The 12,007-nt window shown below is 62.1% G+C and carries 9 protein-coding genes; 3 read left to right on the forward strand and 6 right to left on the reverse strand.

What is annotated here, in order from left to right; all coding sequences use genetic code 11:
• Positions 1 to 20 precede the first annotated feature (20 nt).
• The 4 genes from Q5H92_RS06205 to Q5H92_RS06220 all read right to left on the reverse strand — a co-directional run bounded on the left by Q5H92_RS06205 (position 21) and on the right by Q5H92_RS06220 (position 4,288).
• Positions 21 to 1,322: an ABC1 kinase family protein gene (locus Q5H92_RS06205; RefSeq protein ID WP_305010628.1), complete on the reverse strand. Its 1,302-nt coding sequence runs from the start codon at positions 1,320 to 1,322 to the stop codon at positions 21 to 23.
• A gap of 89 nt (positions 1,323 to 1,411) precedes the next feature.
• Entirely contained in the window at positions 1,412 to 2,041 is a 630-nt protein-coding gene (locus Q5H92_RS06210; protein WP_305010629.1) for a TetR/AcrR family transcriptional regulator, read from the reverse strand.
• Positions 2,042 to 2,147: 106 nt separating this feature from the next.
• A complete protein-coding gene (locus Q5H92_RS06215; RefSeq protein WP_305010630.1) occupies positions 2,148 to 3,473 on the reverse strand; it encodes a cryptochrome/photolyase family protein in 1,326 nt (441 codons plus the stop codon).
• A 98-nt stretch (positions 3,474 to 3,571) separates the two neighbouring features.
• Positions 3,572 to 4,288, reverse strand: coding sequence for an SDR family NAD(P)-dependent oxidoreductase (locus Q5H92_RS06220; protein WP_305010631.1), 717 nt, complete (start codon positions 4,286 to 4,288; stop codon positions 3,572 to 3,574).
• 293 nt (positions 4,289 to 4,581) lie between these two features.
• Here Q5H92_RS06220 and Q5H92_RS06225 point away from each other — a divergent pair, with 293 nt between their 5' ends.
• Both Q5H92_RS06225 and Q5H92_RS06230 read left to right on the forward strand, forming a co-directional pair.
• Entirely contained in the window at positions 4,582 to 8,022 is a 3,441-nt protein-coding gene (locus Q5H92_RS06225) for a pyruvate carboxylase (RefSeq protein WP_305010632.1), read from the forward strand.
• A gap of 132 nt (positions 8,023 to 8,154) precedes the next feature.
• Positions 8,155 to 9,495: a M20/M25/M40 family metallo-hydrolase gene (locus Q5H92_RS06230; RefSeq protein ID WP_305010633.1), complete on the forward strand. Its 1,341-nt coding sequence runs from the start codon at positions 8,155 to 8,157 to the stop codon at positions 9,493 to 9,495.
• On the opposite strand, the gene Q5H92_RS06235 is transcribed toward Q5H92_RS06230, so the two are convergent.
• Complete coding sequence (locus Q5H92_RS06235) at positions 9,492 to 9,947, reverse strand: META domain-containing protein (protein ID WP_305010634.1); 456 nt, start codon at positions 9,945 to 9,947, stop codon at positions 9,492 to 9,494. The two genes, Q5H92_RS06230 and Q5H92_RS06235, sit on opposite strands and share 4 nt — an antisense overlap.
• A gap of 126 nt (positions 9,948 to 10,073) precedes the next feature.
• Positions 10,074 to 10,895 carry a transporter gene (locus Q5H92_RS06240; protein ID WP_305010635.1) on the reverse strand — a complete coding sequence of 274 codons (822 nt, stop codon included), beginning with the start codon at positions 10,893 to 10,895 and terminating at the stop codon, positions 10,074 to 10,076.
• A gap of 139 nt (positions 10,896 to 11,034) precedes the next feature.
• On the opposite strand from Q5H92_RS06240, the gene Q5H92_RS06245 reads away from it, so the two are divergent.
• Positions 11,035 to 11,961 carry an alpha/beta hydrolase gene (locus Q5H92_RS06245; protein ID WP_305010636.1) on the forward strand — a complete coding sequence of 309 codons (927 nt, stop codon included), beginning with the start codon at positions 11,035 to 11,037 and terminating at the stop codon, positions 11,959 to 11,961.
• The last annotated feature ends 46 nt before the right edge of the window (positions 11,962 to 12,007 follow it).

Below are 12,007 nucleotides of genomic sequence, written 5' to 3' on the forward strand. Positions count from 1 at the left end.
GCCGCCCCAAGATAAGCGGCCTACTGCGTCCGCACGTCGGCTTTCAGCTCCGTGAGCAGCGCGAAAAGGCCCACGTACGTTCGGTTGAGGTAGATAAAATGCTCGGAGCCGCGCGGCTCGCGCTGCTTGCGCAGCTCGGGGTCGGCCATCAGGTCGTCGCCGAGGGCGTAGAGGGCGGCCATGTAAGCCGGGTCGCCAAAGTTGAAAGTTGGCTGCCGGAAGGGGCGGCCTACCAGCTCCAGCGACGCCTGCATGGTGCGGAGGTAGAGCGTCTGCATGGCGGGGGCATCGGTGGGGCGCAGCACGCCGGCCTGCGTGAGCAGGGCCGTGAGGCGGGCTTCGTCGGCGATGGTTTCGGGGGCCAGCAGGGCGGTGAAGAGCTGGTACACATCGGCCGGTACTTCTTTCACGCAGCCGAAATCGAGCACGCCCAGCGTGCCGCCGTGCTCGGCCCGCATCAGGAAGTTGCCGGGGTGCGGGTCGGCGTGCAGGCGGTGCAGGGTATTGAATTGAAATTGGTAGAAGTCCCACAGCGCCTGACCAAGCTGGTTGCGCACTTCGGGGCTGGGGTTGGTGGCCAGAAACTCCTTCATGTGCTGGCCGCCGAGCCAGTCCATGGTGAGAATGCGGGCCGTAGAGTACTCCGGGTAGTAGCCCGGAAACTCCAGATGCGGAAGGCTTTGGCACTGGGCCGCAATTTCCTGGCCGCGCCGCAGCTCTAGCTTGTAGTCGGTTTCTTCGAGCAGGCGGGTTTCCACTTCCTCCAGGTAGGGGCGCACCTGGGCTTCGCTGAGGCCCATGATGCGCAAAGCAATGGGCTTTACCAGGCGGATATCAGATTTAATGCTGTCGGCCACGCCGGGATATTGCACCTTCACGGCTAGTGCTTTACCATTTTTTTGCGCAAAATGCACCTGCCCGATGCTGGCCGCCTGCCGCGCTTCGGGCTCAAACTCATCAAAGAGCTGAAACGGCGACTTCCCGAACGCATCCCGAAAGGCCTTCACCACCAGCGGGCCCGAAAGCGGCGGCGTCGAATACTGGGCCTGGGCAAACTGGTCGGCATAGGCCGAGGGCAGCATGTTTTTCTCCATCGCCAGCATCTGCGCCACTTTCAGCACAGAGCCTTTCATCTCGCTCAGCGTGCCGTACAGTTCGGCGGCGTTGGCGGCGTGCAGGTCTTCAGTGGTAGATTCCGCCCCCACCGCTTTTTTGGCGTAGTGCTTAATGTAGTTGGTGCCCACGTTAAAGCCGGTTTTGGCGAAGCGAGCAGCACGGGCCACCTTGGTGGTCGGCAGAGAAGTTTGGGGTTCTTCGGACATAGTTTTATACCCCGAAGCGGAACTTCGGTCGTTAAACGATTGGAATGAATGCTTACGCGAGCCGAAGCGGAGCTTCGGGGTACAGGTTCTTACTTCCGCACCAGAAACCGCACGAAATCCACGGCCGAATCAATCGTATTGCGGCCCACGAGGTCGAAGCTGAGCGTCACAGCTTTTTCCACGGCGGCGTCGGTGCGCTCAAAATTCAGGGTGTCGTCTTTGGCGAAGTAGCCCAGCACGAACAGCGCCTGCTGCCAGAAAAAGCGCGGGTAGCCGTCCTGCACCAGCGGGCGGTTGGCGATTTCGCCGCTCACGCGGCCGTCGCGCAGAAGGTCGCCCACGAAGTATTCGAAATCCTGCCGGAAGTCATCGAGCACGCGCGGCGACAGCGCCGGGATGCGGTGCAGCGAGCGGCGCAAGCTCATCAGCGCATAGGAGCGGTTGCTTTTCAAAATTTCGAGCAGCGTGTAGTAGAACGCCAGCAGCTTTTCGCGGCTGCCGTAGCCTTCCCACACGGGCTCAGCGGCGGCGGTTTCGCGCGCCTGCCGCCCGAAATCGGCCCAGATTTCGCGGTCGATGGCCTCGAAATTGGGGTAGTGCTGGTAGAATTCCGATTCGCTCAGGCCCAGTTGCTGGGTGAGCTTGAACACCGATTGCGGCGGGTGGCCTTCGTTGAGTACGAAGTCGAGATAGGCTTGTTTGATGCGGTCTTTTTCCATGCCGGTATAACCGGTTCATGGGCCGTACGGTTCGGATTGTAGCGTGGACTCTGCGAGTCCGCGCTGGAGCGGATGTTCTGTGATGCGCGGACTCGCAGAGTCCACGCTACGACGCCGCAAGCCGCGCCGCCCGAATGGCTTCCACGGCCCGCTCGCGCGCAAACTTGTGTTCCACTATTGGCCTTGGATATTTCGCAGTGCCCACTTCCGGCACCCATTTTTTGATGTACTTCATCTCGGGGTCGACTTGCGCCTGCTGGCTCTCGGGGCTGTACACCCGGAACCAGGGGGCCGAAATGGCGCCGGTGCCGGCCATCCACTGCCAGTTGCCTACGTTGTTGGCCATGTCGTAGTCGAGGAGCTTGTCGGCGAAATACCGCTCGCCCCAGCGCCAATCGATGAACAGATGCTTGACCAGAAAGCCGGCCACGGTCATGCGCACGCGGTTGGGCAGGTAGCCGGTTTCGTTGAGCTGGCGCATGCCGGCATCCACCAGCGGGTAGCCGGTGCGGCCCTCGCACCAGGCCCGGAATTCGTCCTCGTTGTTGCGGTAGGAAATGCGCCGCATCTTGGGGTCGTAGCTCTCGGTGGCGGTGTTGGGGAAGTGCCAGAGGAGCATCATGAAGAAGTCGCGCCAGATAATTTCGGCCAGCAGCTTCGGGTTCAACTCTTTGGCCTGCTTCATCACCTCGCGCACGCTCAACGTGCCAAAACGCAGGTTCAGCGACTCGCGGGTGCTGCCGTGCTCGTTAGCGGGCGTGTCGCGGGTTTTGTGGTAGTTGCGCACCACGCTTTCGGCGGGCAGCTTCACGGGCGGGAAATACTGCTCGCGGCGCTCGAAACCCATGCTTTGCAAGGTCGGGCGCGGCCCGGCCTTGTCCTTGGCAGCGTGGTGCAGGTGCGCTTTGGTGAATAGCTCTTTGGAATCACAAGGCTCCAGCAGCTCATCGGTCAGCTTGGCCGTGTAGGCCTTCAAGTAAGCCCCGAACACCTTGGGCACCGTGCCCGATTTGGTCATGATTTCGTCTTTGGCAAAAATCACCTGATCCTTATAGGTATGGAACTCGACGCCGTGCTTCTTCAGCATCTTCGCCACGGCCGTGTCGCGTTCGGTAGCATAGGGCTCGTAGTCCTCATTGGTGTGCACGGCGGCCACGCCGAAATCCTTCACCAGCTGCTCCAGCACCGCCAGCGGCCGGCCGTAGCGGGCCACGAAAGTGCCACCGGCCGCTTCGGTTGCGTGAGCCAGCTTTTCCACTTCATCGTGGATGAAGGTGAGCCGGGCATCGGCTTTATCGGGCAAGTGGTCCAGAATTTCCTTGTCGTAAATGAACAGCGGCAGCACCGGCACGCCGCTGGCCAGCGCCGCCGCCAGCCCCGCGTTGTCGTGAATGCGCAAGTCGCGCCGATGCCAGAAGATGCAGATTTTCATGCTTGGTTAGTTGTCAGTTGCTGGTTGTCAGTTGTTAGGTCGAATGGCTGTCAACTGCGCTTAACAACTCACAACCAGCAACTGACAACTAAAAGGCTTTACTTCAATTTCCCCATGCCGCCGTCTACGGCCAGCACCTGGCCCGTCACGAAGGCGCTGTGGTCGGAGAGCAGGAAGGAGGCCGTGTAGGCCAAATCCTCGGGCTGGCCGATGCGCTGCAAGGGGTGGCGCTTGCCGCCGGCCTCCACCTTTTCGGGCGAGTTGAGCAGGGCGGCGGCCAGCGGCGTGTTGGTGAGTGAGGGCGCGATGCAGTTCACGCGCACCCCGCTGGCGGCGTATTCGGCGGCCAGGGCGCGGGTGAGGCCCTCCACGGCCGCCTTTGCAGTGGCAATGCTGGTGTGGAAGCTCATGCCCGTATCGGCCGCCACGGTGCTGAACAGCACGATGGATGCCGTGCCTTCGGCCTTTTTCAGCCGCTTGATAGTGGCCTGGATGACGCGCACCGCGCCCAGCACATTTATGTCGAAATCGGTCTGGAAATCCTCCGTGGGAATGCGCTCAAACGGGCGCAGCTTGATGCTGCCGGGGAAGTAGGCCACCCCGTGCAGTACGTCGGGCAGCGCATCGAAGGTCGTGCCCACGGCCTGGGTGGCGTCGTAGGCGATGTGCGTGGTGCCCAGCGCCGCCAGCTCCGGCGAAAGGTGGCGTGAGGCGGTGAATAGGCTGACCTTGAGCGTGCTAAGTAGCTTCGCCGTGGCCAGGCCAATGCCCGAGGAGGCGCCGATGAGTAGAATGTTTTTGTCGGTAAAATCCATGCGGGAGTTGGGCAAGAAGCGCCGTTGAGTGTCTTTGCACAACGCCCAGCGCTGCCGAAGGTTTAGGTCCCTTCACAGCAGGGTTTTGGCCGCTGTAGCGACGCGGCACTTCGCGTCTCCGGTGGTGCACTCTCCTCCCATCGGGGCAACGCCGAGACGCGAAGTGTCGCGTCTCTATACCATTAAAGCTGGGTTTTTAAGAATATAGCATAATCAGGATGCCTGAAAAATAGGCTCGCAGCAGCCTTTCGCCTACTTTCGCCGTACTCCCGCCTATCATCCCACCAGCCTCTATGAACATAACTAAACTCCTGGTCGCCAACCGCGGCGAAATTGCGATTCGCGTCATGCGCGCCGCCAACGAGCTCAACATCCCCACGGTGGCCCTCTACACCTACGAGGACCGGTACTCGCAGCACCGCTACAAGGCCGACGAGGCCTACCAAATTGGCCGCGACGACGAGCCGCTGAAGCCTTATCTGGACATCGAAGGCGTCATCCGAATTGCCAAGGAAAACGGGGCCAATGCCATCCATCCCGGCTACGGTTTCCTTTCCGAAAACGCCACGCTCTCGCGTCGCTGCGCCGAGGAAGGCATCATTTTCGTGGGCCCGCGCCCCGAGGTTATGGAAGCCCTCGGCGACAAGGTGCGCGCCAAGGAAGTGGCCCTGCAATGCCAGGTGCCTCAGATTGAGAGCAGCGAGGCCGATTTGGTTGATTTTGAAACGGCCAAAACAGAGGCCCAGCGCATCGGCTACCCCGTGATGCTGAAGGCGGCCAGCGGCGGCGGCGGGCGCGGCATGCGCATCATCCGCGACGATGAGCAGCTGGAAAAAGGCTTCTTCGAGGCCCGCAACGAGGCCTTGAACGCCTTCGGCGACGACACCGTGTTTCTGGAGAAGTTTGTGGAGCGGCCCAAGCACATCGAGGTGCAGCTGGTGGGCGACCACCACGGCAACCTCGTGCACCTATATGAGCGCGACTGCTCGGTGCAGCGCCGCTTCCAGAAAGTGGTGGAAGTGGCCCCCGCCCTGAACCTGCCCGACCACCAGCGCCACCTCCTGTATGAGTACGCCCTGCGCATCGGGCGGGCCGTGGGCTACGACAACGTGGGCACCGTGGAATTCCTGGTGAACCCCGAGCAAGACCGGATTTACTTCATCGAAGTGAACCCCCGCATCCAAGTGGAGCACACCGTGACGGAGATGATTACGGGCATCGACCTGATTAAAACCCAGCTCTACATCGCGGCCGGCCACAAACTCAGCGACCCCGAAATCGGCCTTGGGCCCGACGTGGTGCCGCTACGGGCGGGCTTCGCCGTGCAGTGCCGCGTGACGACGGAGAACCCCGAAAACGACTTCAAGCCCGACTACGGCACCATCGTGGCTTACCGCACGGCCGGCGGCTTCGGCATCCGGCTCGACGAGGGCTCGGTGTACCAGGGCGCGATTATTTCGCCGTTTTTCGACTCGATGCTGGTCAAGATTTCGGCCCACGCGCCCACGCTGCACGGCGCGGCCCAAAAAATGCTGCGCGCGCTGGACGAATTCCGGGTACGCGGGGTGCGCACCAATATTCCGTTCCTGAAGAATATCGTTGGCAACGAGGAATTCCAGACTGGGCACGCCACCGTCGACTTCATCAAGGACCATCCCGAGCTGTTCAAGTTCGAAAGCCGGCAGGACCGCGCCACGCGCCTCTTGGGCTTCATCGGCGAGACGGTGGTGAACGGCAACCCCGACGTGCGCCACCTGCTCGACCCGCGCGCCAACCCGCGCCGCCCACACCTGCCGCACTTCGACCACACCGAACCCGCGCCCGGCACCAAGCAAAAGCTGGACGAACTGGGACCCGAGAAATTCGCCGAGTGGCTGCGCAACGAGCCGCTCATTCACTACACCGACACTACCCTGCGCGACGCCCACCAAAGCCTGCTGGCCACCCGCATGCGCACCTGGGACATGCTGAAAGTGGCCCGTGCCTATGCCCAGCAGCACCCCCAGACGTTTTCGCTCGAAGTCTGGGGCGGCGCGACGTTCGACGTGGCCCTACGCTTCCTGCACGAAGACCCCTGGGAGCGCCTCGCCAAGCTGCGCGAGGCCATCCCGAACATCCTCCTGCAAATGCTCATTCGCGGCGCCAACGGCGTGGGCTATAAGGCCTATCCGGACAACCTGACGGAGCGGTTTGTGATGCAGGCGGCCGAAACCGGCGTGGACGTTTTCCGAATTTTCGACTCGCTGAACTGGATGAAGGGCCTGGAATCCTGCATCGGCTTCGTGCGCAACAAAACCGACCGGCTGGCCGAAGCCAGCATCTGCTACACCGGGGACATCATGGACCCGAACCGCACCAAATACACGCTCGACTATTACCTCAAGCTGGCCAAGCAGCTCGAAGATGCCGGCGCGCACATCCTCTGCATCAAGGACATGGCCGGCCTGCTGAAACCCTACGCCGCTACGGAATTGATTCAGGGCCTGCGCGACACGGTGAAAATTCCCATCCACCTGCATACCCACGATACGTCCTCGCTGCAGCCCGCCACCTACGCCAAGGCCGTGGAGGCCGGCGTCAACGTTATCGACGTGGCCATTGGCTCGCTCTCGGGCCTCACCTCGCAGCCCAACTTCAATTCGGTGGTCGAGATGTTCCGGGGCACGCCGCGCCACCGCGAGTTCGACCAGCACTCGCTCAACGAGTTCAGCAACTACTGGGAGACCGTGCGCGAGATGTACTACCCGTTCGAGTCGGGCCTGAAAGCGGGCACGTCGGAGGTGTTTCAGCACGAGATTCCGGGCGGACAGTATTCCAACCTGCGCCCGCAGGCGGCTTCGCTGGGCTTGCTCGACAAGTTCGAGGAAGTGAAGCAGCGATTTGCCGATGTGAACATGATGTTCGGCGACATCGTGAAGGTGACGCCCAGCTCGAAAGTGGTGGGCGACATGGCCCTTTTCATGGTGAGTAACAACCTCACGCCGCAGGATGTGATGGATAAAGGCGAAGGCCTGAACTTCCCCGAATCGGTGCGCGAGCTGTTTCGCGGCGACATCGGCCAGCCTGAAGGCGGCTGGCCCGCCGAACTGCAGAAGCTCATTCTCAAGAACGAAACGCCCTTCACCGACCAGCCCAACGAGCACCTCGCGCCCATTGATTTCGATAAGGAATGGCCCGCGTTTCAGGAGAAATTCGCTGGTGCGAAGTTCACCGATATGCTGTCGTCGCTGCTCTATCCGAAGGTGTTTGAGGAATATTGGGGTTTCCGCCAGAAGTTCGGCAACGTGAGCAAGGTGCCCACGTCCACCTTTTTCTACGGTCTGAAATCGGGCGAGGAAACCATCATCGAAATTGCCCGGGGCAAGTCCGTCATCGTGCGCCTGGAGTCGGTGGGCGACATCAACGAAGAGGGCTGCCGCACCATCTTCTTCACCCTGAATGGCCAAACCCGTAACCTGCAGGTGCGCGACCAATCGGTGGCCGTCACCAAGGTCAGCAACGCCAAGGTTGACAAGAACAACCCGCGCCAGGTGGGCGCCCCGCTGCAGGGCATGCTGAGCAAAGTGCTGGTGAAGCCCGGCCAGGCCGCGCCCAAAAACACCCCGCTCTTCGTCATCGAAGCCATGAAGATGGAAACCACCATCACCGCCCCGCAGGACCTAACCGTGGCCGACATCAACCTGCCCGAAGGCACCCGCGTGAGCGCCGACGACTTAGTATTGACCCTGAGCTAAACCACCGTAGTGCGCTGTAGCGCGGACTTTGTAGTCCGCGTCCCCGTGCCGTTAGGATAATGCTAACAGCGCTGTAGCGCGGACTACAAAGTCCGCGCTACTTTTCGGACAACATTTCCCTTCGCATTCTAAATGAAACCATTCCTTCTCCTGGCCGGCCTGCTGGCTACGCTGCCCGCCGCCGCCCAGAAAAAAGCCACCAAGCCCGCTCCAAAAGCCGCCAGCGTATCGGCCGCCACCGTGACGCGGGTAGTAACCACCCTGGCCGCTGATGATATGCAGGGCCGGGGCACGGGCCAGCCCGGCGGGCTGAAAGCCGCCCAGTTTCTGGCCGCCGAATTCAAGCGCATTGGCCTAAAGCCACTGCCCGGCCAAACCGGTTTTGAGCAAACCCTCACCGTGTACCAGGGCCTGACCAGTCCGGTGGCGGCCGTTATCAACGACCAAACCCAGTCCCCATCGCAGGCGGTGGCCATTTCCGGCCAGCCCACGCTGCGCTGGACCAGCGAAGACGCCCAGCCGCCGGCCATCGTCACCATCGGCCCCGAGCCGACCGAGCGCGGCAAGATGTTCTCCTACATCCATCCCACGGCCAACACGCTGGTATTTGTCGATACGGCCCATACCAAAGTCTTCCGTCAGCTGATGGGGTACGTGGCCAAAGGCACGACCAGCACCGAGCCGCCGAAACCCTTTTCGACGGTGTTTGTACTGGGTCCCAAGCCAGCGTCGCTCAGCTACCGCATCAGCGCCAGCAGCGTGCTGGAGCCGGTGGAGCTGCGCAACGTGGTAGGTATGCTGCCCGGCAAAGACGCCAAACGAGCCAAGGAAAACGTCGTCTTCTCGGGCCACTACGACCACCTGGGCTACCTAAAGCCCTCGCCGGCCGGCGACTCCATCGCTAACGGCGCCGACGACGATGCCAGCGGCACCACCGCCGTGGTGGCCCTGGCCGAGTATTTCAAGAAGAAAAACGACAACGCCCGGCCGCTCATCTTCGTGGCCTTCGCGGCCGAGGAAGTGGGCGGTTTCGGCTCCCAGTTTTTCTCCAAGCAGCTCGACCCGCAGCAGGTGACGGCCATGTTTAATATCGAGATGATTGGCAAGGAAGCCAAGTTCGGACCCAACACTGCCTTCATCACCGGCTATGAGCGGTCCGATTTCGGCAAGCTGCTGCAAGCCAACCTGGCTGGTAGCAAATTCAAATTCGAGCCCGACCCGTACCCCGAACAAAACCTGTTCTACCGTTCCGACAATGCCACCCTGGCCCGCCTGGGCGTGCCGGCCCACACCATCAGCACCGACCAGATTCCGACCGACGGCCTCTACCATTCGGTTGATGACGAAGTAGAAACCCTCAACCTGACCAATATGACGGCCGTCATTCAGGCCATCGCGCAGAGTGCCAGCGGCATTGTGGCGGGCAAGCAAACGCCCACCCGCATTCCGCCCCTCACCGACGACAAGCGCTAATGTAAATACACCGCTTCCAGCCGGGCCACGGCCGTGTTGGTGGCGTCAAGAATCCGCAGTGTGTCGCCGCTGATGCGATAGGCGCGGGCCTGTGCCAGCGCTCCGGTAAACGCATTTTCCGTGGCAATGGCCGGGCAACTCATGCGCGTACTCATCAGCGGGGTGAAGGTTAGTTCGCCGGGCTTCTCGCTGAAATAGCTGCCCCGAAAGCGGTTGCAGCTGCCGTTGCCCTCGGCCGTGCCGTCGGCGCGGAGGGTGAGGTAGGCTTCGCGGGTATCGGCGGGCACCGTCACGGGCTGGCCGGCTAATTGGCGGAGCACCCAGTGCGTTTCACGCAGCTGCGCATCAGGCGCGGTGCGGGCGGACGGGGGCGGGGTGGAAGTCGTTTCCTGTGCGGGGCGGGTGTTACAAGCAGTCGCCAGCAGCGTCAGCAATAGGAGGGGGAGGCGCATAATCAAGGAATGAAAAGCTTCAGCAAATTCAGGGTATTGCCCTGCTCAAATCAGCCTTTAACGCAAAAAGCCAGCGTTGCGACGCAGGCTTTTGGTATTGCAGATGCAGTAAGGACCCCGTCGGGGCTACTGCCCGAGCTTGAAGGTGAGGCCGGCCCCCACCACGGAGGTGCCCGCGGCCAGGCCACTAATGGCCTGACCAGCCGTCACATCAACGCGCATCTGGGGGATGGGGCGCCAGTAGAGACCCGTTGTCGTGCCCGTGCTCAGGTTGGCGCGGCCGGCACCGTAGGCTTCCACAAAGAAGCCGGTTTTGGCGGTGAGGGGACCGTTCAGGGCCAACGTGCCAAGAAACTGGCCGTTGGAAATGTCTTTGGTCGTGATGCCCCGCTGGCTGAAGCCGAAGTTGGCTTCCAGGCCGAAACGCTCGCCAAGCTGCTCGGTCACGAGCAGGCGGCCGGCGGGGGCCCAAGTGCTGCTGCGCAAGCCGGCGCTGCCCGTGTTGGGCACGGCCGTTTCCACCAGAATGGCTACCTGGGTACGGGTGTCGTAGTTGGGCGAAAGCATCAGCTTGGTGCCCACCACCAGGGGCGCCGCGCCGCGGGCCTGCAAGGCGCCGGCCTCGGTGAGGACGGTGGGGCCGTTGTGCAGGTAGCCCTGCGTCACGCGCAGCTCCATACTGTTGAAGAAGCCGATGCGCAGCGTGCCGGCGCTCAGGCTTTGGGCAAGGCCCGTGCCGCCAAACTGCCGCTGGAAGCCCGTTTCGAGCTGCACGCGGCCGGGCTGGAGCACCTGGGCCGTGATGGTTTGGCCGGGACGGTCGGCGCGAATGTTCCGCACAAAGGGGGCGTCCACGTTGGGGTTGTTTTCCTCGGCGGTGTTTTGGGCCAGGGTGAGTCCGGGGCTGCCCAACAGGGCGGCGGCGGCCAGCAGAGTGGTCTTTCGCATGCTACCCAGACCCGCCCGGCTACGACAAGGTTCATTTTTAGTTGTGTTTTGCCTGATTTTCGTCAAAAAGTTCTACACTAATTTCGTATTATGCCATAATTTGGCAATAAATGAAATGCAGCGTCCAATTGCCCATCTTATGAAAAAGACCTCCATCCTCGGCATTCTGGCCTTGGCCACGCTCGTAGCCGGCCGGGTTTCGGCCCAGCAAACCTTCCCGCTCTACACCGGCACCGTGCCCGATTCCAGGCCCAGCGCAGTGCAGGAAACCAGCGTGACACTGGCCAACGGCGGCGTACGCATCTCCAACGTGGTGCAGCCCAACCTTACGGCCTTTCTGCCGCCCGCAGGCACGGCCAACGGCACGGCCGTCATCATCTGCCCAGGCGGCGGCTACACCCGCCTATCCATCGACAGCGAGGGCTACGACGTGGCCAAGCGCCTGAACGAGATGGGCGTGACGGCCTTCGTGCTGAAGTACCGCCTGCCCAACGACCAAAGCCAGCCCGACAAGTCCATTGCGCCGCTGCTCGATGCCCAGCAGGCTCTGCGCCTCGTGCGCCAGCAGGCCGCCAAATACAGCCTCAACCCTGAGCGCATTGGCCTGATGGGCTTTTCGGCCGGCGGGCACCTGGCGGCGTGGGCGGGCACGCAGTTTGCCCAGCCGGCCGGCGACAAGCCGGGGCCGGAATCGGTGCGGCCCGCGTTTCTAGTGCTCATGTACCCGGTTATCAGTTTCAACGACTCGCTGAAGCACACCGGCTCGCGCGACAACCTGTTGGGTAAAACGCCCACCCCGGCGCAGGTGCGGCAGTATTCCAATGAGCTGCAGGTGACGGCGCAGACGCCGCCCACCTTTCTGGTGCACGCCCAGGACGACCGCACGGTGCCCGTCAACAACAGCATCGTGTTCTATCAGGCCTGCCTGCGCCACGGCGTGCCGGCCGAAATGCACCTCTATCCCAAGGGCGGCCACGGCTTCGGCCTAAACAACAAAACCACCAAGGACCTCTGGACTGACCGCCTGCGCAACTGGTTCGACGCCAACGGCTGGCTCACGAAGTAATAGGGGATAGGGCTTGGGTTAGAGCGACGTAGGGGCGTACCCGGTA

This window comes from Hymenobacter mellowenesis, assembly GCF_030581005.1.
GTDB classification, from domain to species: domain Bacteria; phylum Bacteroidota; class Bacteroidia; order Cytophagales; family Hymenobacteraceae; genus Hymenobacter; species Hymenobacter mellowenesis.

What these genes read in the sequence shown, in the direction of transcription:
- Q5H92_RS06210 (WP_305010629.1), bottom strand. Translation starts at nt 2,041, where the DNA reads ATGGAAAAAGACCGCATCAAACAAGCCTATCTCGACTTCGTACTCAAC.
- Q5H92_RS06220 (WP_305010631.1), bottom strand. Translation starts at nt 4,288, where the DNA reads ATGGATTTTACCGACAAAAACATTCTACTCATCGGCGCCTCCTCGGGC.
- Q5H92_RS06235 (WP_305010634.1), bottom strand. Translation starts at nt 9,947, where the DNA reads ATGCGCCTCCCCCTCCTATTGCTGACGCTGCTGGCGACTGCTTGTAAC.
- Q5H92_RS06240 (WP_305010635.1), bottom strand. Translation starts at nt 10,895, where the DNA reads ATGCGAAAGACCACTCTGCTGGCCGCCGCCGCCCTGTTGGGCAGCCCC.
- Q5H92_RS06205 (WP_305010628.1), bottom strand. Translation starts at nt 1,322, where the DNA reads ATGTCCGAAGAACCCCAAACTTCTCTGCCGACCACCAAGGTGGCCCGT.
- Q5H92_RS06215 (WP_305010630.1), bottom strand. Translation starts at nt 3,473, where the DNA reads ATGAAAATCTGCATCTTCTGGCATCGGCGCGACTTGCGCATTCACGAC.
- Q5H92_RS06230 (WP_305010633.1), top strand. Translation starts at nt 8,155, where the DNA reads ATGAAACCATTCCTTCTCCTGGCCGGCCTGCTGGCTACGCTGCCCGCC.
- Q5H92_RS06245 (WP_305010636.1), top strand. Translation starts at nt 11,035, where the DNA reads ATGAAAAAGACCTCCATCCTCGGCATTCTGGCCTTGGCCACGCTCGTA.
- Q5H92_RS06225 (WP_305010632.1), top strand. Translation starts at nt 4,582, where the DNA reads ATGAACATAACTAAACTCCTGGTCGCCAACCGCGGCGAAATTGCGATT.